Origin of the sequence: Sodalis ligni (assembly GCF_016865525.2) — a bacterium.
GTDB lineage: Bacteria > Pseudomonadota > Gammaproteobacteria > Enterobacterales > Enterobacteriaceae > Acerihabitans > Acerihabitans ligni.
In genome coordinates this window covers 5,157,833-5,182,395 of the sequence record NZ_CP075169.1, presented here as the reverse complement: position 1 = coordinate 5,182,395, position 24,563 = coordinate 5,157,833, and the positions used below count along the sequence as shown (strand labels likewise).

Here is a 24,563-nt window from a genome sequence, read left to right as displayed (position 1 = left end):
TGCATTCTTAGATTTTTTTATAGGCTAATAGCGTATTCATCATTGTCATTACCGCTCCTCTCCTGTGGGTATTATCAGAACGGTTTTCACAGTGAAAAATTGAGACATAGATCACGCTGAATCGTGTTAACAAATCCTGTTACCCGGTGCGTGACGGGTATGACATATTCAGCGGGTTTTATCGGACGCGGCCGGCACGGAGGGTGGCCGGCCGGGCGGGAGGGGAGAGTTCGGTTCGGTACTGACGGCCCGCCTTACAGGGTACCGCCGGGAGAGAGCCGATAGTGCAGATCTATTTGTTCTATTGTGGATATCCCTTTGATTTTACGTATTAGTATTTCGGTGGATACCCGTCCCATCTCAAAGCGCGGGGTGACTACGCTTGCCAGCTTCGGCTGGGTCACCTGGCCGATATCCAGGCCGTGAAAGCCGGCTATGCCTATTTCCTCGGGAACGTGGATACCTGAGGCCAGGCATTCCTGTAACACGCCTACCGCCAGATCGTCATTGGTGCACAGGATACCGTCCAGATCCGGATACATCTGGCGGGCCATGGTCATCATGCCGGTGCCCATCGACACCGAGGATACCTTGTTGGGTATCAGCCGTCCGGTGGGCAGGCACGCATCGGCCATGGCCTGGCAGTATCCGTGGTACCGCTTTTGATCGCGGTCGTCGGACATGGAACCGAAATAGATGATGCGGCGCTTGCCGCTGGCCAGCAGCATACGGGTCATGTCATGGGCGGCCTGCTTGTTGTCAAAGCCCACGTTGATCCTGCCGCTGCCGGCGGTCATATCCATCACTTCGGCCACCGGGATATCCGCGGCGTGCAAATATTTTTCCGCCCGCAAAGTGTGGATTGTTTCCGTCAAGATGAGTCCGGCCACCGGGAAATTCAGGATATTGGCGATTTGCTCTTCTTCACGATCGCGGTCGTAATCATAATTCACCACCAGGGTGCGGAAGCCTTGCGGGGTCGTTACCGATTCAATGCCGGCCAGCAGGTCCGCAAAAATCTGATTATTGAATGAGGGGATCAAGACGCCGATGCGCGGCAATTGATTACTGGCCAGCGAGCGATTTTCCGGGTCGGGCTGGTAATTCACCTCCGCCAGGATGGCCGCAATGCGCGCTGCGGTATCCGGCGCCACTTTTTCCGGCGTGCGTAAATAACGGCTTACCGTCATTTTTGTCACGCCGGCCAGGGCGGCGATATCCTGTAATGTCACCCGCTGTGGTTTCATTGATTATTTCCGGTCCTATCTGATTGAATTGATTATGCCCCCGGGCAACGGTAAAAGAAAAGGGTATTACCGTCTCTCCCCCATCGATAACATGCCGCCGTCGCCAGGCATTCCCTGCGTTTCTCCCCGGCAGCGAAAACGTTATCCCGGTTGGATCACAGCAAAGGTAACAGGTTGACGTAACACTATTTAAAGTGATCTTCATCACAGTTTCAGCGGCCTTAAATCGCTTTCATACTCGTTATCCGGCGGCACAGGGCGATGCCGTTCCAGCAATGACAATGACAAAGCAAGGTGCGTCGCACAGCACAAGAGTACAAACGTTTTTCGCTGGCGAAATTAAATAGCCAGGAATGTGGGTATTTCATCTGAACGATAAATAAATACTTTCACATCGTATTAATTGTCGCCGGACGAATAGCCAGCAGCACGCTAAATACCGTAAGCCCAATCTGTAGGAAAAAATAATGAATTTATTTAGCCTTGAAAATAAAAAAATATTGATTACCGGTTCTGCCCGGGGAATCGGTTTTCTCACCGCGCAGGGGTTGGCGGAATATGGCGCGGAAATTATCATCAATGATATCACCCAGGAGCGGGCGGAAATTGCGGCGCTGAAGCTGCGCGATATGGGGTTTAACGCCCACGCCGCCGCATTCGACGTGACTGACGCGCAGGCGGTGGAATCCGCCGTGGAGCATATCGAGCGGGATATCGGCGCCATTGATGTGCTGTTCAATAACGCCGGCATTCAACGCCGCCATCCGTTCACCGAATTTCCCCTCAAAGATTGGAATGACATCATTGCCGTTAACCAGACCGCGGTGTTCCTGGTTTCCCAATCGGTATCACGCCGCATGGTTCAGCGCCGCGCCGGTAAAATCGTCAATATCTGTTCCATGCAGAGCGAACTGGGGCGCGACACCATTACCCCTTATGCCGCCGCCAAGGGGGCGGTGAAAATGCTCACGCGTGGTATGTGCGTGGAGCTGGCGCGCTATAACATCCAGGTCAACGGCATTGCGCCGGGCTATTTCAAAACGGAAATGACCCAGGCGCTGGTGCAGGATCCGGTATTTACCGAATGGCTGTGCAAACGCACGCCGGCGGCCCGCTGGGGCGATCCGCGTGAGCTCATCGGCGCCGCGGTATTTTTATCCTCCGCCGCGTCGGACTTCGTCAACGGACATCTGCTGTTTGTGGACGGCGGCATGCTGGTGGCGGTGTAAAGGCGCAAAGGCGTTGCCCTGAGACTCCGCCGGCGCCGCCATGGCGCGGCATCCCCCTATCCATCAAGGAATTGTCATGATTATCGATACACTGGCGCGGGCGGCGGTGAATCCGCTCTATCCGGCCATTATTCGGCGGCTGTTGCAGGCGCTTGAGCAACATCCGCTGGCGCAACTGGCCACGGGCCGCTATGCCATCGACGGCGACGCCCTGTTTTTTTCGGTTATCGAAGGTAGGAGCCGGCCGTTGCACGAGCAGCGGCCGGAGTTGCATCGCCGCTATGTGGACGTGCACCTGTTGCTGGTAGGCGAGGAGGTCATCGGCGCGTCGCCGCTGGATAGCCGGCAGCTTTCCGACGGCCCCTTCAACGAAGAAGGGGATATCGGGTTCTACCGGGGCATGGGTGAGGAGAGTCTCATCCGCCTGCGTCCCGGAGACATCGTCTTGCTGTTTCCCGGTGAGCTGCATCGTCCTATGGCTACCCTCGGCATTCCGGGACGGCTGCGTAAAGTGGTGGCGAAAATCGATGCGTCGCTGCTGCCCGGGGAATAAAGCGGATAGCCGCCGCCTTATGTTTGAGCGCTTAATCCAGGTTTTGCCGGGATGCGGCGATTTTACCGCGGACGGCGTCGGTGGCGCCGGGACCGGCGACAATCTGGTAATTCCCCGGTGATATTTCCTCGCCGGTATTTCTGTCGGCCAGGAAAGGCGCCGCCAATTTTTTGGTTTTGAGATTTTCCAGTTGGACAATGTCCCCTTCCGGGGCGAAATATTTATTGCCCCAATCCAGTAATGCCCACAAAACCGGATAAAAATCGCGACCGCACTGCGTCAGGATATATTCATAGCGCTCCGGACGTTCACTGTAGCGGCGGCGTTCAAGAAGACCGGAGCCCACCAGTTCTTTAAGGCGGCGCGTCAGCGTATTCGGCGCAATGCCTTCCACGCCTTTTTGAAACTCATCGAATTTCCTGGCCCCATAAAAAGCTTCGCGCAGAATCAGGATGCTCCACCACTCCCCCACCTGATCAAGGCTGCGGGCGATGGGGCACACCAGCTCGTCAAAACTCTTATGTTTCATACTTGCTCCCGGTTAAAAAAACCACAGGTATTAAAAGTCACTTGCATGATGATAGTTTCGTATATACTATCATCATGCAAGTAACTATGGCGAGAGCACGCGCCCATGTCAAGTCAATGCTGGTGCATTGAATAATCACCGCTGTAACCAACGTAAGGATCATGACGATGAATATCCAAGAAAAATCAGTATTGATCACCGGCGCCAATCGCGGCATCGGCGCCGAAATCGTGCGCGAATTCCTGAAATACGGCATCGGCAAGGTGTATGCGGGCGTACGCACTCTTTCGTCCCTGCCTGATTTCAACGATGCGCGAGTGATTCCCGTACAGCTTGATATCACCAAGCCCGACGACGTGTCCGCCGCCGCCCGTCAGATTGACGCGGTGGATATCCTGCTGAACAATGCCGGCACCATGAACTACAGCCATATTCTCACTGCCACAACCGCCGAGCTGTCGGCGGACATGGACGTAAACTACTATGGCACCGTTCGCATGATGCAGGCCTTTGCGCCCCTGATGGAAAAGCGCGGCGGCGTAATCGCCAACGTCGTCAGCGTGGTCGGCCTGGCGTCGGTGCCGGGCATTGAGGGCTATTCGGTATCGAAAGCGGCGCTGTTCTCAGCCACGCAGGCGGCGCGAACGGCGTTGAAGTCCAAGAACATCCGGGTCATCGGCGTTTTTCCCGGCCCCATAGATACCGACATGGCGAAAAACCTGCCGTTGGACAAGGCCTCTCCCGCGGACGCGGCTGAAGATATCGTCAAGGGCATTATTGCCGACCAGGAAGATATCTATCCCGATCCTACCTCAAAACAGCTTTCCGTACTGTGGGGCGGCAACCCCAAGGGCTTGGAACAATTCTTCGCCGCTATGGCGGGCTGATCAACGGCAAAAACCGCCCGCGGCAGACGTGTTTCGCGGCCGGTTCGCGCTTGGCAAAGGTGATGAAAATGACTAAGGCAAACATCCTGGTAAGCGGCGCAACCGGACGTACCGGCGGCGCGGCCATTGAACAACTGTTGAACATGGGTAAACGCGTACGGGCCTATGTGCGATCGGATAGCGAAAAGGCCGCGGCGTTGCGCAAACGCGGGGTGGAGATCGCCTTGGGTGATTTCACCAACATTGACGCTATACGCGCCGCGATGGAGGGTATCGACTCCGCTTACTTCCTCTATCCCATAGCGCCGGGCATTATCAGCGCCGCTGCTTTTTTTGCGCAGGCGGCCAAGGAAGCCGGCGTAACCGCCATCGTCAATATGTCGCAAATATCGGCGCGGCGGGAATCCGCAAGCCATGCCGCGCAGGATCACTGGATTTCCGAGCGGGTCTTTGACTGGTCGGGGGTAGCGACGACGCATCTGCGCCCAACCTTTTTTGCCGACTGGCTGGTCTATGATCACTTCGCCAAGGAGATACAGGCCAGGAAAAAAATCGAATTCCCCTTTGGCGACGGGCGTCATGCGCCTGTCAGCGCGGAGGATCAGGGGCGGGTTATCGCGCACATTCTTGCCAACCCCGCCGGCCACGAGGGCAAAATCTATACCCTGCACGGTCCCGTCGAAATGAACCATACGGAAATTGCCGCCGCCATGAGTGAGGTGCTGGGGGTGAAAATCGACTATGCTCCGGCCTCCATTGATGCCTTTAGGCAAAAAATGGAACAGGTTTACCATTTCCCGCCCTTTCTCGTTCAGCATCTCACCGAAGTGGCGCGAAACTACCAAGCGGGCATTTTTGCCGGCACCAATGATAACGTAGAGACAATCACCGGCGCCCCGGCACTTACTGTTCAGGCTTTTATCGAGAAGAACCGCGGAGTGTACGCCTGAGAAGAGTATTCGTGCGGGGGCGCGGGGAACGGCGCTCCCCATCGCGCCGCAGGCATGGTTCAACGTGGCGCAATAAGGCGCTATGAGGTCAATGGCGTCATGTCGATGGCGCGTTTATGGAGCGTTTATGGCGCAAATTTATCAATCACGCCATAATCGCGCCATTCTTCCGTTGCTCTCGGTTACCCCTGTGAACTCAATAAATAACGTCTATCAGACGTTCTTCAACACATTCCAGCCTCTGACGGTGGCCGATTTGTCGGCGGAACATCCGGCCATTGCGCGACGGACCCTTCAGCGCTGGCTGAAGCAGCTTGTCGCTGATGGCAAAGTGCGGGCGCGGGGGGAGGGGCGGGGACGGCACTATGTGGTCGACCTTAATCACTCTGCGGCCCATGGGCTGATTCTGCGTGATGACTATCCCCGGTACTGGCTTTTTTCCGACGAAGATCGCGATACCGACCCCCCGAAGATTCCCCTGTCCGAGGACAGTAAGGATATTCTCGGATATATTGAGCGGCCGGTGCACGTCAGGATACCCGTGGGGTACCAGCGTGATTTTCTCGATGCCTATGAACCCAATGTGACTTTTTACCTGCCCGAACCCATCAGAAACCAGCTTTGGCGGATGGGGGATATGGAGCAGGCTTCCAAGATCGCAGGCACCTATGGCCGGGGAATATTAAGTCGTTTGATGATTGATTTGTCCTGGGCATCCAGTCATCTGGAAGGGAATACCTACAGCCGTCTGGACACCGTTAAGCTTATTGAGCATGGCCAAGCCGCTAGCGGCAAAACGGTGATGGAAACCCAGATGATCCTCAATCACAAAGCCGCCATCGAATTCCTGCTGGAGAGTATCAAGGAGGCCGATTTCAACCGCTATACCCTGCTGAATTTACACAGTATACTTTCCGAAAACCTGTTACCCAAATTCATCGAAGGCGGGCGTATCCGCCAGCACGCGGTGGGCATCGGCAAAAGTGTCTACCGGCCGCTTATAGGAGAGGCGCACATCAGTGAAGTATTGGATTCACTGTTGATCAAGGCGCGGGCCATAACCGATCCTTTCGAACAGTCTTTTTTTATTATGGTCCATCTGCCCTACCTGCAGCCTTTCGGCGACGTCAATAAACGTACCTCCCGCCTGGCGGCCAATCTGCCGCTGCTGCGGGCCAATTTGTGCCCGCTGGCGTTTTTGGGTGTGCCGGAACAAGCCTACTGCCGCTCGATATTGGGGGTGTATGAAGTGACCCGGGTCGAATTGCTGCGGGATCTTTATCTGTGGGCCTATGAACGTTCCGTGGAGGAATACCGGTCGTTGAGGCAGGAATTAAGCGAGCCCGATCCGCTGAGGCTGCGTTATCGCCTAATCGTTAAGGGTATGGTTTATCAGGTGGTGGCGGCTGCGGATCAAGACGCCCTCGAACTGATCGAGGCAATGGTTGCCGCTGAAGTGAAACCGGAGGAACAGGCCGTGGTGAAAGCGCTGGTGATAGAAGAGCTGCGGCAGCTGCACGAGGGGTCAATAGCCCGATACCGGTTACGGCCCGCGCAGTTTTCCGCCTGGCAGGCCAAACACTATCGAACCTTGAATTAACGCAATAGCGGCTGGGCTAATTCCCTCCCGCCAGCGGCGGTAACAATCCGTCGCTGCCAAGGGCGCCGATGATGGCGCCGGAGGCAACCATCTGCGCGGCATTGGCGATATCCGTCGCCATGTAGCGATCGGTGGTCAGCGGGGCTACCTGTTTTCTCACCTGCCGCGTTACCTTGAGCAGCTCAGGGCTGGTGGCGAGGGGCGCGCGGAATTCAATGCCCTGGGTGGCGGCCATGATTTCAATCCCTAAGATAGCATTGAGGTTATCAAGCATTTTGAGCAGGCGGCGCGCGCCGTGGCAGGCCATGGAGACATGATCCTCCTGGTTGGCGGAGGTGGGTGTGGAGTCCACCGAGGCGGGATGGGTCATTTGCTTGTTTTCGCTCATCAGGGCGGCTGAGGTCACTTCGGCGATCATCATGCCGGAGTTAAGCCCGGGAGCGGCCACCAGAAATGCCGGCAGGCCGAAGCTCAAGGCGGGATCCACCATCAGGGCAATGCGCCGCTGGGCGATGGAACCTATCTCGGCAATGGCCAGGGCCAGGATATCCGCCGCGAACGCCACCGGCTCGGCATGAAAATTTCCCCCGGACACCACGGTATTATCGGACAGCAGCAGCGGATTGTCGGTGACGGCGTTGGCTTCGGTGCATAACGTGGCCGCCACCTGGCGGATCAAATCAAGGGCGGCGCCGGCCACCTGCGGCTGGCAGCGGATGCAATAGGGATCCTGCACGCGCGGGTCGTTTTCCAAATGGCTTTGGCGTATTTCTGACGTTGCCAGCAAACGGCTGAGGCTTCGGGCGGTGTCTATCTGTCCCCGGTGCCCGCGCAGTTGATGGATTTCATCATGCAGCGGGGCGGTGGAGCCCATGATGGCGTCGGTGGTGAGGGCGCCGGAGATGAGCGTGGTTTGCAGCGCCCGATGAGCGCCGAACAGTCCGGCCAGGGCCAGGGCGGTGGAAACCTGCGTGCCGTTGATCAGCGCCAGGCCCTCTTTGGCCGCCAGCACCACCGGTTTCAGCCCCGCCAGCTGCAGCGCCTGCCGGGCGGGCATTCTTTGTCCGAGCATCACCGCCTCGCCTTCGCCTATCATCACCGCCACCATGTGCGCCAGGGGCGCCAAATCTCCCGAGGCGCCCACCGAGCCCTGGCCGGGAATCACCGGTATGACGTCGCAGGCCAGCATTCCTTCGATAAGACGAATAATGTCATAGCGCACCCCGGAGGCGCCCCGTCCCAGGGAAATAAGCTTAAGGGCCATGATCAGGCGCACCACCGGCCTGGCCAGCGCTTCCCCCACGCCGCAGCAGTGGGATAAAATCAGGTTGCGCTGCAAGGTGGCTACGTCTTCGGTGGGAATGCGCACCGACGCCAGCTTGCCGAACCCGGTATTGATGCCGTAGACCGCCGCATCCCCCGCCACAATCTGCGCCACCCGCGCCGCGCTGTGCTGTATTGCCCCTTCCATCGCCGGATCGAGCCGGACGCCCACGTCGGAGCGGTAAATTTGCTCCAGCTCCGGCAAGGTCACCTTGCCGGGTTTTAAGATAATCATGCTGTCATTCCTGTGGAGTGGATTACCTCTATCCCTATTTAGGGATAGATAATACGGTCAGGCCAGTTCTACCCGCAGCCAGATAGGGGTTTTGGTTTCAAAGGTGCTTTTCCAGACCTCGATACCCACCGCGTCGAGACGATCGGTATGTTCCGGCACCACTTCCCCCAATACCGGCTGGGCCAAATCCTCGGTGGTGGGGCCGTACTGGACGATGAATTTTTGTCCGGTGGACTGGGAAAAACGCAGCCGCCCTTTCGGGGCATCGCAGATTCTTTCCCGCACATGGATAGGGGCGGTGGATACCAGCGGGCACCAGGCATACATGGACTCGCCGGTGACCACGGCGTGATCCTGCAAAATGGTAAAGGGCAGGGCGTTGATCACATCCTGGCACAGCTCCGGGTTTTCATTCACCGCCAGATAGGCGTCCACGGTGATGCCCAGCGGCTGCCAGGTGAGGCGAATCTTGCGGCCCTGGTTGATTTTTACCCGCAGCGCCGGGTCGGCGAGGGAAGGGGCGGCCGCTTCGGGCTGGCTATAGGTAAACTCTTTACCCAGGCGCCACGGAAAGTAGTGGAAAGACCAGGCGGCCATTTTGTTGGTGTATATACAAAACGCCCTGATGGCTTCAACCGCCTGCCGGCGCGACTCGGCCTGCGGCAGCCATTCCCGCATGGCGAAGGCCAGCTTGCCCATTTTCGGAAAACCGCTGTAGCGCAGATAGTTGCTGTAGGGGTGATCGAAGCTGTCGAGGATAAAGGCGAACTGGGACAGATCGATGGCCGGATTTTCAACGATCTGCAGCAGCGGATAATAGGTATACATGGAGTAATCGCGCATCATGCCGGCCGCGATATCCCAGGTCCCGAAATACTGACCGTAGCTTCCCGCCTGATTGTCCAGCGTGCCGGTGCGAAAGGCGTGGATCTCGGCGGGTTCATCATGGGCGATTAGCCCGGTATGGCTGTGGATGTCGTTAATCACATCGCCAAGGCTCGTATAACTCATACCACTTACTCCTGTCGTCAAAAAACAACCTAACGGCTACGCCGCCGTAAAAAGGGGCGTCATAATCATGACAGGATTATTGTATATACAATATAATATTATGTATATACATTTGTGGTTTGAAACGACAACCGGCATTCGGAACCGGGGCTGTTTTACCTCACCTTACAGCTCTTCCCGGACAAAATGTCCCGGCGATACTTCGCGCATATAGCCGGCGGTCAACCTTCCGGCGGGGGTTGGGCTATAAAACGTCCGCTTTTTACTGCGCTCCAGGGCCGGATCGGCTTCAAGAGTGGCGCTGAGCAGCGCCTGGGTATAAAGATGGCGCGGGTCGTTGAAAATGTCCTCCACGGAACCGGTTTCCACAATCATGCCGCGCAGCATCACCGCGACCCGATGGCAGATATGGCGGACCATGCCCAGATCGTGGGAAATAAACAGGTAAGAGAGTCCCTGTTCATCCTGCAACTGCTGCAGCAGGTTGATTATTTGCGCCTGAATGGAGACATCCAGGGCGGTAATCGGCTCATCCGCCACGATTAACCGGGGCGACAGCGCCAGGGCCCGGGCGATACAGATGCGCTGGCGCTGGCCGCCTGAAAATTCATGGGGATATCGATGGATATGGCTGTTGTCCAGCCCCACCTTGGCGAACAGTGCCTCTACCCGCTGCTCTAAAGCCTGTCGGGGCTGCCTTCCCTCGTGGATAATAATAGGGTCCGCCACAAACCGGCCGGCGGTCATGCGGGGGTTGAGGGCGGAGTAGGGGTCTTGAAAGATGATCTGCATAACTCTGCGCAGCGGCCGCAGCTCGCTTTGGCCGAGCTGCGCCAGATCCTGTCCCTCAAGTAAGACCCGGCCGCCGGTGGGCCGTTCCAGCTGCATCAGACAGCGCGCCACGGTGCTTTTCCCCGATCCGGATTCGCCCACCAATCCCAGGGTTTCTCCTTTCGCCAGGGAAAAGCTCACGCCCCCCACCGCAGTGAACACCCCGCGCCGGCCGAACCACGGACTATTGACCGGATACTCTTTGCTTAAGCCCTCAACCTGCAATAGCGGCGGCCGGGCCGGGGGCGATGGGGCGTGGCTCGTAGCCTGCCTTTCTGTTGCCGTAGCGGGCGGCGGGGCATGGTTCATGGGTTATTTTCCTGTTGTTGTTCCAGACAGCGGGGCAGATCGTACCAGGCGGCCACCCGGTGCTGCGGTGCGGCGTCGGACACCGGTCGCAGTGGCGGCATTTCCAGATGGCAGCGCGGGGTGGCGAAGGGATTGCGCGGCGCAAAGGGATCCCCCGGCGGCCGCAGGGCCGGGTTGATGGGTTGCCCGGCGATTTGAAACAGCGGTTCCCTGGGGCGCTGGCCGCGTTTGGGCAGGGATTGCAGCAGTGCCCAGGTATAGGCGCTATAGGGCTGGCCGAAAACCTGTTCCACCGGCCCCGTTTCCATGATTTTACCGGCGTACAGCACCTGCACCCGGTCCGCCATGGCGGCCACCACCCCCATATCATGGGTGATCCAGATAATGGACATCCGCATCTCGTCGCGCAGATCCCGAATCAGCTGGATAATCTGCGCCTGGATGGTGACATCGAGGGCGGTGGTGGGTTCGTCGCCGATCAGCAGCTTCGGCTTACAGGCAATGGCCATGGCGATCATGGCGCGCTGGCGCATACCGCCGGAAAACTGGAACGGGTACTGCCTGATCCGTTCAGCGGCATCGGGAATGCCCACCAGCCCCAAAAGGTCGACGGCATGCCGGCGCGCCTTGCCGTAGCTCATGCCCATATGATGCACCAGGGGTTCCGCCAGCTGGCGGCCAATGGTCAGCACCGGATTGAGGGAGGTCATCGGCTCCTGGAAGATCATGCCTATCTGGCCGCCGCGAATCTCCCTGAGCGCTTTAGGGGACAGGGTCAACAGGTCCTTGCCCTGGAACAGCACTTCCCCCTGAATCCGCCCGCCCTTGCGCAGGGGCAGCAGCCCCAGCATCGCCAGGGCCTGCATGCTTTTACCGCTGCCGCTCTCTCCCACGATGCCCAGAGTCTGATGGTAATCCAGATCATAGCTGATATCCTCGATGATACGCACCGGGGGCCGTCCCCGTTTAGCGGGTACCTCAACGGTGAGATTACGCACTTCCAGCAGCGGCGGCATAGGCTTCATTCTCCGGTGGAATGCAGTTTGGGATCAAAAAAATCGCGCAGCCAGTCACCGACAAAGTTGGCGCTCATCACCGTTAATACGATAGCCAGCCCCGGAAAGGTGGTGACCCACCATGCGGTGGCGATATAGGTGCGCCCTTCCGCCAGCATTCTGCCCCAGCTCGGCCAGGGCGGCTGAACGCCCAGCCCCAGAAAGCTTAAACTGGCTTCCAGCAAGATAACCCGGGAAAACTCCAGCGTGGCGATAACCAGGATCGGGGTGAGAACATTCGGCAGCAGATAATAGCGCAGGATATGCCAGGGTCCCGCTCCCACGGCGGTGGCCGACAGGACAAACTCCTGGCGCCGCAGGGCCAATACCTGGCCGCGCACCAGGCGGGCGTAGCGGATCCAGCTGGTAAGCGCCAGCACGATAATCAGATTGCCCAGGCTGGGCCCGGCGGCGGCGATAACCATCAGCGCCAGCAAAATCAGCGGGATGGAAAGCTGCATATCCACTAAACGCATCAATACCCGATCGGTGATACCGCCGGCATAGCCGGAGATCATGCCCACCAGCACGCCCACCACCCCGCCCATCAGCACCGCGGCGCAGCCCACGGTAATGGATACCCGGCTGCCGAACAGCAGGCGGCTGAACATATCCCGTCCCAGTTGATCGGTGCCCAGGGGATGGGACGACAGCGTGAAAAACCGATAGGAGGGCGGCTTTAACCGCTGTAAAAGATTGCCGTGCACCGGGTCGGGCAGGGGCAGCAGAGACGTGCTCAATGCCCCCAGCAGCAGCAGGAGCAGCACCACCCAGCCAATCAGGCCGATTTTGCTGGCCGCCAGGCTGCGGCCCAGGCTTCGCAAGCCGTCAGCCCTGATCATGGGGATTGCCTCACGCGCGGATCCAGCAGGCTGTACAGCAGGTCTACCGCCAGGCTCACCAGTAAAAACAGGCCGGACACCACCGCCACCCCCGCCTGGATCAACGGGAAATCCCGGTTAGCCACCGCCTCGACGATAAGCCGGCCCACCCCCGGCCAGGAAAAAATGGTTTCCACCACCACCGATCCCCCCAGCATCTCCCCCACCAGCAGCCCGCTCATGGTCACCACCGGCAGGACGGCGTTGCGCGCCATATGCCAGCTGATAACCGTCCGCGGCGGCAGGCCCTTGGCCCAGGCGGTGCGCACATAGTCCTCGCCCATGACCTCCAGCAGGCTGGATCGAAACAGGCGGGCGATATTGGCGGCGATGAAAATCGACATGACGGCGGTGGGCATCACCAGATGCAGCACGCTGCCGGTGCCGCCGGTGGGCAGCCAGCCCAGGTGGACTGAAAACAGCAGGATCAGCATAATGGCCAGCCAGAACGCCGGAGTGGCCTGCCCCAGCATGGCCAGGGTGAGCACCAGAAATTCCCAGACGGAGTTGCGGTACAGGGCCGCCACCAGGCCGGCCAGGCAGCCTATCGCCAGACCGAACAGGGCGGAGAGCGCCGTCAGCGCCAGGGTGGCCGGCATGCGTTCCAGCACCACCTGCAGCGCCGGGCGCTGATAAAAAAAGGAGGTGCCCAGATCCCCCGACAGCACATGGCGCAGGAAACCGAGATATTGATCCAGCAGCGGGCGCTGCAACCCCAACTGCTCCCGCATGGCCTGGAGGTCGGCGGCGCTGGCGCCCTGGGGCAGCAGCAGCGATACCGGATCCCCCAGCATGCGCGATACCAGAAAGATGATGGTCACCAGGCCGAACAGGGCAATCAGCACTTCTACTACTCTGGACAGAATATATTTAGCCACGCGGGTCGCCTGTTATTTTGCCACTAAATCATCGACGCGGACCCAGTCATCGCCCCGGACTTTCCAACTGAATTTATTGGACGTGGCGTAGGTCAGGGGCTGGTTGAACAAAAACACCACCGGGGCCTGATCGCGCATCCGCTCCGTCGCCTGCTGGTAATAGACGATGCGCTTTTGCTTATCCACCGTTGAACGGGCTTTCAGCACCAAATCGGCAAATGCCGGGTCTTTCCAGTACGCGCCGGGATCGGTGGGCAGATAGAGCCCCAGCAGACCGTCGGCATCCAGGGTCGGCCAGGCCTGGCCCAGGAAGGAGGCCTGGCCCATATCGCCGCGGGTGTAGGCATTGGACCAGTTGGCGTATTCCATCTCCCTGATTTTCACATCCAGCCCCACGTCCTGCAATTGGGCGGCGATGATCTGGCCGATTTCCTGGCTCAGCAAATAGCGTCCCAGCGGAACCTGCAGTTCAAACGAGATGGGCTGCGGCAGGCCCGATTGGGCAATGAGCTGCCGGGCTTTGTCCGGGTCGTAAGGATAGGGCTGCAGCTTATCGTTGTAGCCGAAGTACATGGGGGACAATAGCTGGCCCTTGCTCATGGCCCCGTGGCCGTTATAGATGGCATCGATAATCCCCTGGCGGTCGATGGCGTAATTCATCGCCTGGCGCAATTTCAGGTTATCGGCGAAGGGCTTTTTCAGGCTGTTGAGCTTGATTATCATGGCGCGGCTGCTTTCACCCCAGCCGGCATGGGCCACGCTGCTTTTATTGATCCGGTCGATGTCGGTGGGCGGAATATCCAGCGCCAGGTCAAGCTCGCCGGACAGCAGCGCCGAAACCCGTACCGCCGGATCGCTGATCATGCGGAAAATCACCTGGTCGTGGGCGGCTTTCGGGCCGAAATAATGCGGATTGGGCGTCAGCACCACCCGCTCCCCCGGCACGTACTGCGCCAGCTGGTACGGTCCGCTGCCCATGGCTTCGCGGCCGGGATCGTGGGCGGCGGTCCAGGTGGGCTCCATCAGGAAAAACATGCTGAGCTGGGCAATCAGTCCCGGAAAGGGCGCGCTGGTGACAATTTTCACTTCGTCGGGGGCCACGACGTCCACATGGTCAATCAGGCTGTACCACTCCTTCACCCGGGTTTTATGGTTGGGATCGAGCAAATGGTCAAAATTCCATTTTACCACCGCCGCATCCAGGGGTTTGCCGTTGGTAAACAGGATGCCGGGGCGCAGCTTGATATCCCAGGTCCGATCGTCCAGCGCTTTCCACGACGTGGCCGCCACGCCGATAATGCTCAGGTCGGCATTGCGCACCACCAGGGGGGTATAGATATGGCTGATGACGCTCAGATCCGTCTGCACCACGGTGGCCTGCTGGGGATCGAGAGTGGTCAGCCCGGCGGATAGGGCGATATTTACCGTATCCGCCAGTGCGCTTGCCGGCACGGCGTTGAACATCATCAAGGCGAAAAGCCAGCCCCGCATTCTTGATGTATGCATGCCGGATTTACCCACGGGCGCTAACAAGATTTGCCTAAGCAGATGACGCATGTTTGGTCTCCAACAAGAGAAAACATCACTATAAGGCTATAAAAAACCATTTTTTATAACCGCTGGCCCGGGGATGCGGGCAGAGCCCTATTCATTCAATGCATCTTTAGATACTGCAACTCTTCGTCAATAACCCGGTTCATCAACGGCAGCGTCACCGGCCGGTTCTCCGCCGTCAGGCGCTTGATCACCGCCAGGCGCAGCGGCTGGCGAACGTTCCGCTCCTGCTGCAACAGACCGGCCGCCAGCGCCCCGCGGATTTCCCGCGGCCAGACAACATCCAGCTGATCCCGGGCGCTGCCCAGCGTCACCCGGCTTTGATCGGGGATATGGCCGGCCCGCAGCCGATGGGTGGCGGCGCCGTCAACGCGGCCCTCCTCATCCACCGCAACGCCGTAGCTGCTCCTGGCATTGAAGGGCGTCACCAGCCCGCGGCGCACATCGCGGGCAATAAGCGCCGGGTCGCGCAGGAACGGATCGCCAAAACCGCCGCCGGCGGGGGAGGTGAGGCGTACCACGTCATGGCGTTTCATCTTCAAGACATCGATCTTGCCCAGGTTGCGTTCATCGTCGGTACCGGGATTGAGCACCACCGATCCCAAATGGCCGCACTGGCCGCCGCGGGCGCCCCAAGGACGAAAATAAAAGCGATTCATGCCCCGCACCGTCATTACCGCCTCCGGCCCGGTATTTTCCAGCTCCAGGGCAATGGCGGCGCCGCTCTGCCAGCGGCCGGGGGCCTGGCTGTCGGTGACCAGGGCATAACGTTTGACCCGTATTACCGTTTCGGCTTCGATAATTTCGGCGGGCACGGTGCGCAGATAGCCGGATCGGGAATCCACGCCGTCGGTGCCGTCGATGCCGAAGCGTCCGCCGCCGCCGCCGCACAGGGGATTGATGACGCTGACACGGTTGCCGTCGCCGCGGGGATCTTTGGCGGAGACGACAATCACCCCCGACATGCCGGGGCCGGCGGCGGTCAGCCCGTCCGGCAGCGCGGCGTTCAGGCAGCCCAGAATCACGTCGTAGACCCGGGTGCTGGTGGTGACGCGGGAACCGCCCGCCGCCGGAAATTCGGCATTGATGATGGTCCCGCGCGGGGCGATGACCTCCAGCGCCCGCAGCAGGCCGGAGTTACGCGGAGCTTCCGGTTCCAGGGTCAAAATGTAATAGATAAACGCCTGCAGGGTATAAGGATGGGCGCGGGCGCCGGTGACATAATTAAAGGCCGCCGCCACCTGCGGGTCGGTGCCGCTGAAGTCGAACACAATGTGTTCGTCGCTGACGCGCATCACGGCGTTGATATGAATAAAATCCCCTTCCGTCATGCCTTCGATATAATCCGCAAAGGGATAGTCCCCGTTGGGAATGCGGCGAATGATCTCGCGGGTCTTCACCTCGGACAGGGCCAGGGACGCATCCATCCCCGCCCGCACCTGCTGGATGCCGTAGCGCCGGCATAATTGATTCAGCCGGTTATCCATACTGGTGAGGGCTGAGATCATCGCCTGGAAATCCCCCCACAGCTCATCGGCAATACGGCTGTTATCGATAAAAATGTTGCGAATGGCGGTATCCAGTTGGCCGCGCTTGTAGAGCTTGGTGGGCCTGACCCGCAGTCCTTCCTGGAACACCTCGGTAAAGGCCGGTGAAATGCTGCCCGGCACCGCGCCGCCGATATCGGAGGCGTGGACAAACGACCAGGCCAGGGCGATAAGTTCATTGCCGAAAAATCGGCCGAACCATTGAGACATCCATAATATGCGTCACCATGCCGTCGGTGCTGAACGGATCGTTGGTAATGATGCAGTCGCCCGGCTCCAGATTTTCCAGGCCGATGCCCGCCAGTCCGCCGGATACCGACAGGCCGATAAAGGCATTGACGCCGGAATGGCTGGGGTAGGCGAACACTTCCCCTTGAGGCGTGGCCAGGGCGCACTGGAAATCCTGCACCAGCTTGACGAAGGTGGTATGGGCGGTGCGATACAACGTGACCGACGCTTCTTCGACGATGGCGTTAAAGCGGTTATTCATGATAACGGTTTGTATGGGATCCACGGTCAACGCTCCTGCATCATAAAAAGGGCGCCGTCGGGCTGCACCCGGGCGGTGAAATGCTGTGGAACCAGTACTGTCGCGTCGCTCTGGCTGATGATACAGGGTCCAAAAACGCTCGCGCCGACGCCGAGGCCTGACCTGGCATAGACCGGGCAGTGGTCGAAATGCGCGGCGCCGATGTGCAGCTGCCGGTGGCCGCAGGGACTCGGGGCGGCAACGGATTTCAACTCCGCCGGCGCATGGCTGTCGGGGGTAGCCAGCGCGCCGCGGATACGCACCCGTAGTTCGATAAATTCCACCCGTCCCTGGGGATCGGCATGGGCATGCAAACGCAGATGCTCGCCGTGAAAGGCGCTAACGGCCATCTCGGTGGTCATGTGGTCTGGCGCGTCGGCGGCGATTATCACCGGTATCTGAAATGATTGGCCGCGATAGCGCAGATCCGCCCAGTATTCCAGCACGACGGCCTCTATATTGGTCGCATCGGTCTGCCGCGCCAGCCATGCGGCGGCCTCATCCTGCAAGGCGGTGAAAACCTGCCGTAACCGGGTGGTGTCCATGGCCCCCTGTTGCACAATGGCCACCATGTCGTGGGTCAGCTCCGCCACCACGCCGCCCACGGCGCAAAAAACCGAAGGGGTATTGGGCACGATAAGGGAGGGGATACCGATTTCCGCCGCCAGCAGCGGTCCGTGGATGGCGCCGTTGCCGCCGAACGTCACCAGGGTGACATCCTGAGGGTCAACGCCGTGGCGGGCCAGGTAGGGCAAGACGCTGGCCACCATATTGGAGGTGGCGATGGAAATCGCGGCGCTGGCCGCGCCGGTCACCGTCTCCCCCATGCGTTGGGCCAGGGGCATAAACGCCTGATGGGCCGCGTCCCGATCCAGGATCATGGCGCCGCCGAGAAAGGCATCGGCGGACAGGTAGCCGCACAGCAGGTAGGCATCGGTGACGGTGGGCCGGTTTCCTCCCCGGCCGAAGCAGGCGGGTCCGGGCCAGGCGCCGGCGCTCATCGGGCCGATACGGAATACCGGTCCGTCAAAGCGGCCGATGGAACCGCCTCCCGCCCCGATGGCTTCAATGCCGGTCACCGGCATGGTAAGGGGAAACTCGCCCACTTCCGTCTGATCCACTACCGCCGCCATGCCCTCGCGGATAAGGGAAATATCGGTGCTGGTGCCCCCCATATCCATGGTGAGATAGTGCCGTTCCGGCGCGGCGCGGGCCATCAGCTGCGCCGCCGTGACCCCCGAGGCGGGGCCGGAAAGCAGGGTATGCACCGGGAAATCCCGCGCTTCCCGCGCCGACATGGCGCCGCCGTTGGAGCGGGTGATAAACAGCTGGACGTGCCGCAGGCGGCTGGCGAGATAGCTTTCAATCTGCTGCAGATAGGAGGACATGCAGGGTTTAACGTAGACGTTCAGCAGCGCATTGATGGCCCGTTCATACTCTCCCGGACGCGGCCAGACATCACTTGACAGGCAAACATCCAGCTCCGGCGCCAGCCGGTTAATCAATGCGCGGGTCTGCTGTTCATGGGCGGGATTCTGGTAACTGTTCATAAAGGCGACGGCTATGCCCGTCATGCCGGCGGCGCGCACCTGTTCAACGGCCAGGGCCACCGAATCCGCCGACAGCGGTTCAACGATAGCGCCGTCCGCCCCCAGGCGTTCCCCTATTTCAAAGACCTGGTGGCGTTCAATCAGCGGCAGCCTGCGCGTGCCCAGCAGATTGGTGGGATCAATCAGGCGCAGCCGCTGCAATTCCAAAATATCCCGAAATCCCTGGGTAACCAGCAGGGCCACCGGCGGCTGGGAGCGTTCAATCACCGCATTGGTGCTGACGGTTGTGCCGTGCATTATCACCACAGGCTCTTGCGGCCCGATGGCCAGTTCAGCCAGCAGTTTTTCGAATCCGTCCTGAAAACCCCGGGCGAAATTCGGCGGGGTGGAGGGTACCTTAAAGGATTGCCATTGTTCCTGCCGCCCGCCGCTGCGCCAGACGACGAAATCGGTGAAGGTTCCGCCGATATCAACCCCTATTCTTATCATCCCGTTCACCCGTCAATCGCGGTTTCCCTTAATCCGCAGGAAAGATAAGGGAAAAGCTGGTTTTAATTGATTGGTATATACCATATAATATCAAGGGGGGAAGTAAAGCCCGTACAGACGAAAATCACGGCTTTCTGCATAGGATAATCCTATGATAAATACGCGTTAAAACAGGGGATTATTTTTTCCACCGGCGGCTTTTACGCTGACGCTAACGGCATTCTAATTTTGTATATACATAAAGTAGGCGAGTTTTAACGGCAGGGGATTAATAAGAAAAAGAAATGCCTGCCCCGGCGAAAAGCCTGTGCCGGACACCGCCTAACAGCGGTTAAAGATGATAGGATGTTTTATCATCTTCCGGTGCCATGTCCGGCGCTACGTTCAACCGTTCGGCGTTAGGCATTGGCAGATGGGTGTGTGTTTTGGCTGTATGATATCGCTTATCATTATTTTGCAAGTTATTGAACAAGCTATTGAAAAGGGACGTTATGGACCAAAATAGACCCAATACCACTAAACCCTCGCTGTCGGAACCCGAGTTCAAGAGTGAAACCATCAGACGCGTCCGGGTCAAACCCTTGCCGATTCATCAGAGTATTCAGAGCGATATCAAAAATAAAATTCTGAGTAACGAGTGGCATCCCGGCGATCGTGTCCCCACCGAACAGGCGTTGATGGAGATTTATAACTGCTCGCGCATGACGGTAAACAAGGCGCTTTCAACGCTGGTGGCGGCGGGGATGATTGTCCGCAAGCGCAGGAAGGGTTCGTTTGTGGCCATGCCCAGGGTTGAAGAACCGCTGCTGGCTATCCAGGATATCCGCGCCGAGGTGCTGGCCACCGACGGAATGTATAGCTTTACGCTGCTGTATCGCGGCATCCGTACCATCACCGATGCGGTGGAGGCCACCCATATCGGTATCCCGGTTAATGCCCGCATGCTGTGCATTGATGTGATGCATTACGCGGATAATCTGCCGTTCGCCCTGGAAGCGCGCCAGATAAACCTGGCGGTGGTGCCCGAAGCGGCGGAAGAGGAGTTCACCGATATTCCGCCGGGAAGCTGGCTGTTAAGCAATATCCCCTGGTCGGAAGGGGAGCACTCCTTGCGCGCCATTTCCGCCGATGATGTCCTGGCCAGGCAGCTCTCCGTATCCCCCGGCACCGCCTGTATCTCCATTGCGCGCCGAACCTGGCTGTCGGGTGAATTAATCACCTTTGTGCGTCTCATCTATCCCGGCGAGCGGCACCGCTTTCTGGTGCGCTTCGGGCCCGGCCCGAACCCGGCCTGATAGCCGTTTACCTCATCCCGAACAACGGCTCTTTCATCGGCCGGTCGCTGCCAAGACGCCGTCCGCGGGCATGAAAAACGCCCTGCCGGGCTCGGGCGGGATGCCGCCGCCATCCTGCTGCCCCAGTTCCTTTTTTAGGGCTGTTCCCTTTATCACTCCCCGCTGCGCTAAACATCCCATGGTCTCTTCCCCGGCCGCCCCGTGCCGTCCATAGCCGGGTAATTCACTGAATATCGGTTATAAATGGATAGGTATATTCATAAAAATATAAATATATTAGTTATATATCAATTAGTTGATAAAAATTATGGTTTTTCATGTCCAATTAAACCATACAATTATCTTATTTGTATATACATATATTGACGACCGCGCAGGCTGGCTGTATGTTGCTGATAGTGAGTAACGGAAGTGTTAACAGCCCGGATGCCATTCTCAAAAAACAATCGTTCTTAATGCGAACAAGACCTGCGGGAGAATAGGGTGAATAAAAAGCAATTGTTTATCGGTGCGGCGTTGAGCATGTCGTTGTCCATGGCATCGCAGTTCGCCTTTTCAGCGGTTACCGCTCCGGCTGACATCAAAGCCAAGGGGCAGCTGACTTTTTGTTCCGACCTGGAAAACCCGCCGGCTGAAGGAATGGCGGAGGATGGTAAAACCCCAAGCGGCGTCGCGGTGGATATCATGAACGCGCTGGGCCCCTTGATGGGGGTTAAAACGCATATCGATAATTATCAGTTTTCCGGCATTTTTGCCGCGCTGGATACCGGTAAATGCGATTTGGTGATGGCGAGCCTGGGTAAAACCCCGGAGCGGGCCGAACGCTACGGGCTGATTGATTACTGGCGGGTAAAATCCGGACTGCTGGTGACCAAGGGCAATCCGCTTAAATTCCACACCTTTGAAGATCTCTCCGGCCGGCGGGTAGCCGCTTTGCTGGGCAGCCGCAACGAAACGGTGGTTAAACAGTTCAGCGACCAGCTGGTAAAGAGGGCAAGCCCGGCATAACCCTGGTATCCCTGGGCACCAATGTCGCCGCTTTCCATGATTTGCTGCGGGGGCGGGCGGATGCCATGGTGGGGATAATGTGGTGATCAATTTCTATATGTCCAAGGCGCCGAATAAATTCCAGACCGTGGACATGCCGGTACCCGCCAAGACCTGGGTCATCGCCACGCTTAAAAATAATACCGCCCTGCGGCAGGCCGTCCAGGCCGGCATAGACGAATTGAATACGTCCGGCGCCATGACGAAAATCGTCAAAAAATGGGGTATCGATAAAGGCGTTGATCTCTGCAGCAGCAGCCACCCCTGTGCCGATTAAGCGATCATGATATTCGTTCGGTGAGGATAAAAACGTGTTCACACATATTCAGCTGCAGTTCAATACGGGTTTTTTCCTTAATTTTGTCTTTCACCCGCAACCCGTTTTATTGGAAGGGCTGGTGTTGACCGTTATTGCCGCCATCGTCGCGCAATTGATCGGCATGGCGCTGGGTATCCTGCTGGCGGTGTCCGGAATGAGCCGCTTTTTGATATTCCGGTCATTGAATCAGCTATATATCTGGTTTTTTCGCGGCACCCCGGTATTGGTTCAATTGGTGCTGATTTATTTCGGCCTGCCCTATTTATTGGGCTTTGATCTCTTTCCTTCGGTATTAAGCCTGGGGCCGCTGGCTGTTTCAGGGGCGCTGGTGGCAGGCATATTTTCTTTCGGTCTGCACGAGGCCGCCTACATGAGTGAAATTACCCGTTCGGGAATTATATCTATCGACAAAGGCCAGTCGGAAGCGGCCAAAGCGCTGGGGATGACCCCCGGATTATTGATGCGAAAAATTATTTTGCCACAGACTATTCCGGTCATATTTCCCGCGTTGGGCAATCAGTTTAATAACATGCTTAAAACCACCGCGCTGTTAAGCATTATCGGCGTGTCGGAAATGTTCCGCGTCGCGGAGCAATTGCAGGCGGCGACCTTTATGACCTTCGAAGTGTATTTAGGTGTGTCGGTATATTATTTATTGCTGACCGCCGGCTGGACCCTTATCCAGATGCTGCTGGAAAGAAATATGAGCCGGCATTTATCGGCAAAAACTGTCAAGCGGGCCAAAAATACACCCACAAATCAGCTGGCGGAGTTGGCCGATGAGTCTTGATGAGCTGTCTACGCCGTCCGATGCGGTGGTTTGCCGGGATGTGATGAAATTTTATGGCGAGACGCCGGTGCTGCGCAACGTGTCGTTAACGGTGAAAACCGGTGAAACATTGGTGATTATCGGTCCGTCGGGTTCAGGTAAAACCACGTTGATCCGCTGCATCAATCATCTGGAAAAAATTCAGCAGGGCACCATTCATGTGGGGGGCAACCTGATTGGCTACCGGGTAAAAAACGGTCGGCTGATTGAGGACAGCGAGAAAAATATCGCCCTGCTGCGCCGCCGCATCGGCATGGTATTTCAGCGCTTTAATTTGTTCCCTCACATGACCGCCCTGGAGAATGTCATGCAGGCGCCGGTAAGCGTATTGCATCAGGATAAACCGCAGGCGGAGCGCCGGGCGATGGAATTATTGGCACGGGTCGGGCTGGGAGACAAATTAACGCACTACCCATCGCAATTATCCGGCGGCCAGCAGCAACGCGTCGCCATTGCCCGCGCATTGGCAATGAATCCGGAGGTAATGCTGTTTGATGAACCCACCAGCGCCCTGGATCCGGAAATGGTGGGGGAAGTGCTGAGCGTTATGCAGGGCTTGGCCTCCCAAGGGATGACCATGATAGTCGTGACCCATGAAATGGAATTCGCCCGCAATGTCGCCGATAGGGTGGTCATTATGGATGGCGGGGAAATTATTGAACAAGGGCCGCCGCAAAAAATATTCACCTCGCCGGACAATCCCCGTACCAGGATATTTTTGAATAAGGTTTTGCATAAAATATAACCATGCCGGACGGCATGTATAAATACCCTAAATAATTCGAGTTGCAGGAAGGCGGCGACGCAGCGAGTCCCCAGGAGCTTACTCAAGTAAGTGACTGGGGTGAGCGAGGAAAGCCAACGCATCTGCAACTTGAAGTATGACGGGTAGGACCATGATGTAATGACAGATGAGGTGTGAAGATGGGACGTTTGATCGATATTAGCTGGCCATCCCTGGGTGTGACCGTGGTGGCCGAATTAAATGATGAAAAAAACCCGGAGCTGTGTGAAGAGTTCTGGCAGCATTTGCCGTTCAAGATTTTACAGGCGCATCCGGTGGTATCCGGCGCGTCCATGTATGCCTGGACGCCGATTGTCAGCAGCGCGCCGGTACATCATCGTGAATTGATCACCGATTGCCCGGTGGGCCGGCTGCGTTATTCCCAGTCAACCGGCAATAAAATGTCCATTCAGTACGGCGTGGGGCTGGAGCCGCTGGCGCAGCCGGTGCTGGGACAGGTATTGCAGGAGTATTGCCATTTATTGCCCGACGTGGGTAAAGCGGTATGGAATAATCTGTTCTGGCAAAAAGATTTATTGTTCGTTGAGGTTTCGGCCCATGATAAAGCGGCCCACCCCGGCGTACCGAAAGCCGTCAACGTAACCTCCGACGTGGCGAAGACCTTTTTAGCCGAAGCCGAGCGTATTTCATTAACCGAGCCTGAGGATTTACGGGATATTCGCCTGGGCCGCGTGGAATCAACGGGCACCTACGGGCAGTATTTTACCGCCTGGGATTTCGCCAACGGCATGCTGCGTGATTATATCATGTATACCATGTATCCGTTGCTGACCTTGAGCAATAGGCTGTCCCTGGAAGATTTCTCCATCACGCTGAATGAATTCGATGTGCCTTATTCCAGCTATCTTGGCGTCAGCGGATTATATAAATTGGAAGAATTTGCCGGGTTACTGCGTCCCGCTATCGCCGCCGCTAAAAGTAAAGAAGAGGTGCAGGAACTGCTGCGGGCTTTCCTGAAATACGGCAACCGGCTGTGCGCCTGGTCTTATCAATATTTCCCCTGGTATCTGGGCATGTTCTATAACCGCCAGCTGGGCGGCCAGGAATTCCCGGGGCGCTGGAATCCGGAAAAGGTCTGAAT

Annotated in this window: 22 protein-coding genes and 1 pseudogene; 11 read left to right on the top strand and 12 right to left on the bottom strand. The window is 57.8% G+C overall.

Annotated elements, in window-relative coordinates; all coding sequences use genetic code 11:
* Positions 1-254 precede the first annotated feature (254 nt).
* Positions 255-1,247, bottom strand: coding sequence for a LacI family DNA-binding transcriptional regulator (locus GTU79_RS24200; protein ID WP_203523991.1), 993 nt, complete (start codon positions 1,245-1,247; stop codon positions 255-257).
* A gap of 464 nt (positions 1,248-1,711) precedes the next feature.
* Here GTU79_RS24200 and idnO point away from each other — a divergent pair, with 464 nt between their 5' ends.
* Together idnO and GTU79_RS24190 are read left to right on the top strand one after the other, a co-directional pair.
* Positions 1,712-2,476, top strand: a complete 765-nt coding sequence (gene idnO, locus GTU79_RS24195) for a gluconate 5-dehydrogenase (RefSeq protein ID WP_132925642.1) — start codon at positions 1,712-1,714, stop codon at positions 2,474-2,476.
* Between the two features lie 76 nt (positions 2,477-2,552).
* Entirely contained in the window at positions 2,553-3,029 is a 477-nt protein-coding gene (locus tag GTU79_RS24190) for a NanQ anomerase/TabA/YiaL family protein (protein ID WP_203523990.1), read from the top strand.
* A gap of 31 nt (positions 3,030-3,060) precedes the next feature.
* Here the strand turns inward: GTU79_RS24190 and GTU79_RS24185 are convergent, their stop codons facing one another.
* The gene (locus GTU79_RS24185) at positions 3,061-3,558 is read right to left on the bottom strand and encodes a winged helix-turn-helix transcriptional regulator (protein WP_132925645.1); all 498 of its coding nucleotides are present in this window, start codon (positions 3,556-3,558) and stop codon (positions 3,061-3,063) included.
* Between the two features lie 167 nt (positions 3,559-3,725).
* Between GTU79_RS24185 and GTU79_RS24180 the strand changes: the two genes are divergently transcribed.
* From GTU79_RS24180 to GTU79_RS24170, 3 genes are all read left to right on the top strand, one after another.
* Positions 3,726-4,445, top strand: a complete 720-nt coding sequence (locus tag GTU79_RS24180; RefSeq protein ID WP_203523989.1) for an SDR family oxidoreductase — start codon at positions 3,726-3,728, stop codon at positions 4,443-4,445.
* Between the two features lie 68 nt (positions 4,446-4,513).
* The gene (locus GTU79_RS24175) at positions 4,514-5,395 is read left to right on the top strand and encodes an NmrA family NAD(P)-binding protein (RefSeq protein WP_203523988.1); all 882 of its coding nucleotides are present in this window, start codon (positions 4,514-4,516) and stop codon (positions 5,393-5,395) included.
* A 127-nt stretch (positions 5,396-5,522) separates the two neighbouring features.
* Positions 5,523-6,995 carry a Fic family protein gene (locus GTU79_RS24170; protein WP_253073409.1) on the top strand — a complete coding sequence of 491 codons (1,473 nt, stop codon included), beginning with the start codon at positions 5,523-5,525 and terminating at the stop codon, positions 6,993-6,995.
* Positions 6,996-7,011: 16 nt separating this feature from the next.
* On the opposite strand, the gene hutH is transcribed toward GTU79_RS24170, so the two are convergent.
* The 9 genes and pseudogenes from hutH to GTU79_RS24120 form a co-directional block, all read right to left on the bottom strand.
* On the bottom strand, positions 7,012-8,553 hold the full coding sequence (gene hutH, locus GTU79_RS24165) for a histidine ammonia-lyase (protein ID WP_203523987.1): 1,542 nt from the start codon (positions 8,551-8,553) through the stop codon (positions 7,012-7,014).
* Between the two features lie 57 nt (positions 8,554-8,610).
* Positions 8,611-9,564, bottom strand: a complete 954-nt coding sequence (locus GTU79_RS24160; protein ID WP_203523986.1) for a cucumopine synthase-related protein — start codon at positions 9,562-9,564, stop codon at positions 8,611-8,613.
* Positions 9,565-9,729: 165 nt separating this feature from the next.
* Entirely contained in the window at positions 9,730-10,704 is a 975-nt protein-coding gene (locus GTU79_RS24155) for an ABC transporter ATP-binding protein (RefSeq protein WP_203523985.1), read from the bottom strand.
* Complete coding sequence (locus GTU79_RS24150) at positions 10,701-11,720, bottom strand: ABC transporter ATP-binding protein (protein WP_203523984.1); 1,020 nt, start codon at positions 11,718-11,720, stop codon at positions 10,701-10,703. The genes GTU79_RS24155 and GTU79_RS24150 overlap by 4 nt, the downstream gene beginning before the upstream one ends.
* Before the next feature lie 5 nt (positions 11,721-11,725).
* Complete coding sequence (locus GTU79_RS24145) at positions 11,726-12,601, bottom strand: ABC transporter permease (RefSeq protein WP_253073408.1); 876 nt, start codon at positions 12,599-12,601, stop codon at positions 11,726-11,728.
* Entirely contained in the window at positions 12,598-13,518 is a 921-nt protein-coding gene (locus GTU79_RS24140) for an ABC transporter permease (RefSeq protein WP_203523983.1), read from the bottom strand. The genes GTU79_RS24145 and GTU79_RS24140 overlap by 4 nt, the downstream gene beginning before the upstream one ends.
* Before the next feature lie 12 nt (positions 13,519-13,530).
* Entirely contained in the window at positions 13,531-15,075 is a 1,545-nt protein-coding gene (locus GTU79_RS24135) for an ABC transporter substrate-binding protein (protein WP_214513438.1), read from the bottom strand.
* Positions 15,076-15,170: 95 nt separating this feature from the next.
* Positions 15,171-17,109 (bottom strand): annotated as a pseudogene (locus GTU79_RS24130) (hydantoinase B/oxoprolinase family protein).
* Between the two features lie 26 nt (positions 17,110-17,135).
* Positions 17,136-19,187, bottom strand: coding sequence for a hydantoinase/oxoprolinase family protein (locus GTU79_RS24120; RefSeq protein WP_203523980.1), 2,052 nt, complete (start codon positions 19,185-19,187; stop codon positions 17,136-17,138).
* A gap of 491 nt (positions 19,188-19,678) precedes the next feature.
* Between GTU79_RS24120 and hutC the strand changes: the two genes are divergently transcribed.
* Positions 19,679-20,482 (top strand): histidine utilization repressor, encoded by an 804-nt coding sequence (hutC, locus tag GTU79_RS24115; protein ID WP_132925669.1) that lies wholly within the window; start codon positions 19,679-19,681, stop codon positions 20,480-20,482.
* Positions 20,483-20,515: 33 nt separating this feature from the next.
* On the opposite strand, the gene GTU79_RS24110 is transcribed toward hutC, so the two are convergent.
* A complete protein-coding gene (locus GTU79_RS24110; protein ID WP_214513435.1) occupies positions 20,516-20,662 on the bottom strand; it encodes a hypothetical protein in 147 nt (48 codons plus the stop codon).
* A 303-nt stretch (positions 20,663-20,965) separates the two neighbouring features.
* Here GTU79_RS24110 and GTU79_RS24105 point away from each other — a divergent pair, with 303 nt between their 5' ends.
* The 5 genes from GTU79_RS24105 (at position 20,966) to GTU79_RS24085 (ending at position 24,561) form a co-directional block, all read left to right on the top strand.
* Positions 20,966-21,490: a transporter substrate-binding domain-containing protein gene (locus GTU79_RS24105; RefSeq protein ID WP_214513434.1), complete on the top strand. Its 525-nt coding sequence runs from the start codon at positions 20,966-20,968 to the stop codon at positions 21,488-21,490.
* A gap of 82 nt (positions 21,491-21,572) precedes the next feature.
* Complete coding sequence (locus GTU79_RS24100) at positions 21,573-21,806, top strand: type 2 periplasmic-binding domain-containing protein (protein WP_214513433.1); 234 nt, start codon at positions 21,573-21,575, stop codon at positions 21,804-21,806.
* A gap of 34 nt (positions 21,807-21,840) precedes the next feature.
* A complete protein-coding gene (locus tag GTU79_RS24095) occupies positions 21,841-22,638 on the top strand; it encodes an amino acid ABC transporter permease (protein WP_203523978.1) in 798 nt (265 codons plus the stop codon).
* Positions 22,628-23,422: an amino acid ABC transporter ATP-binding protein gene (locus GTU79_RS24090; RefSeq protein ID WP_203523977.1), complete on the top strand. Its 795-nt coding sequence runs from the start codon at positions 22,628-22,630 to the stop codon at positions 23,420-23,422. The genes GTU79_RS24095 and GTU79_RS24090 overlap by 11 nt, the downstream gene beginning before the upstream one ends.
* A 179-nt stretch (positions 23,423-23,601) precedes the next feature.
* Positions 23,602-24,561, top strand: a complete 960-nt coding sequence (locus GTU79_RS24085; RefSeq protein WP_203523976.1) for a cucumopine synthase-related protein — start codon at positions 23,602-23,604, stop codon at positions 24,559-24,561.
* Positions 24,562-24,563 lie beyond the last annotated feature (2 nt).

What these genes read in the sequence shown, in the direction of transcription:
- GTU79_RS24135 (WP_214513438.1), bottom strand. Translation starts at nt 15,075, where the DNA reads ATGCGTCATCTGCTTAGGCAAATCTTGTTAGCGCCCGTGGGTAAATCC.
- GTU79_RS24090 (WP_203523977.1), top strand. Translation starts at nt 22,628, where the DNA reads ATGAGTCTTGATGAGCTGTCTACGCCGTCCGATGCGGTGGTTTGCCGG.
- GTU79_RS24110 (WP_214513435.1), bottom strand. Translation starts at nt 20,662, where the DNA reads ATGGGATGTTTAGCGCAGCGGGGAGTGATAAAGGGAACAGCCCTAAAA.
- hutC (WP_132925669.1), top strand. Translation starts at nt 19,679, where the DNA reads ATGGACCAAAATAGACCCAATACCACTAAACCCTCGCTGTCGGAACCC.
- GTU79_RS24160 (WP_203523986.1), bottom strand. Translation starts at nt 9,564, where the DNA reads ATGAGTTATACGAGCCTTGGCGATGTGATTAACGACATCCACAGCCAT.
- hutH (WP_203523987.1), bottom strand. Translation starts at nt 8,553, where the DNA reads ATGATTATCTTAAAACCCGGCAAGGTGACCTTGCCGGAGCTGGAGCAA.
- GTU79_RS24170 (WP_253073409.1), top strand. Translation starts at nt 5,523, where the DNA reads ATGGCGCAAATTTATCAATCACGCCATAATCGCGCCATTCTTCCGTTG.
- GTU79_RS24120 (WP_203523980.1), bottom strand. Translation starts at nt 19,187, where the DNA reads ATGATAAGAATAGGGGTTGATATCGGCGGAACCTTCACCGATTTCGTC.
- GTU79_RS24190 (WP_203523990.1), top strand. Translation starts at nt 2,553, where the DNA reads ATGATTATCGATACACTGGCGCGGGCGGCGGTGAATCCGCTCTATCCG.
- GTU79_RS24175 (WP_203523988.1), top strand. Translation starts at nt 4,514, where the DNA reads ATGACTAAGGCAAACATCCTGGTAAGCGGCGCAACCGGACGTACCGGC.
- GTU79_RS24145 (WP_253073408.1), bottom strand. Translation starts at nt 12,601, where the DNA reads ATGATCAGGGCTGACGGCTTGCGAAGCCTGGGCCGCAGCCTGGCGGCC.
- GTU79_RS24200 (WP_203523991.1), bottom strand. Translation starts at nt 1,247, where the DNA reads ATGAAACCACAGCGGGTGACATTACAGGATATCGCCGCCCTGGCCGGC.
- GTU79_RS24155 (WP_203523985.1), bottom strand. Translation starts at nt 10,704, where the DNA reads ATGAACCATGCCCCGCCGCCCGCTACGGCAACAGAAAGGCAGGCTACG.
- GTU79_RS24085 (WP_203523976.1), top strand. Translation starts at nt 23,602, where the DNA reads ATGGGACGTTTGATCGATATTAGCTGGCCATCCCTGGGTGTGACCGTG.
- GTU79_RS24180 (WP_203523989.1), top strand. Translation starts at nt 3,726, where the DNA reads ATGAATATCCAAGAAAAATCAGTATTGATCACCGGCGCCAATCGCGGC.
- GTU79_RS24185 (WP_132925645.1), bottom strand. Translation starts at nt 3,558, where the DNA reads ATGAAACATAAGAGTTTTGACGAGCTGGTGTGCCCCATCGCCCGCAGC.
- GTU79_RS24150 (WP_203523984.1), bottom strand. Translation starts at nt 11,720, where the DNA reads ATGCCGCCGCTGCTGGAAGTGCGTAATCTCACCGTTGAGGTACCCGCT.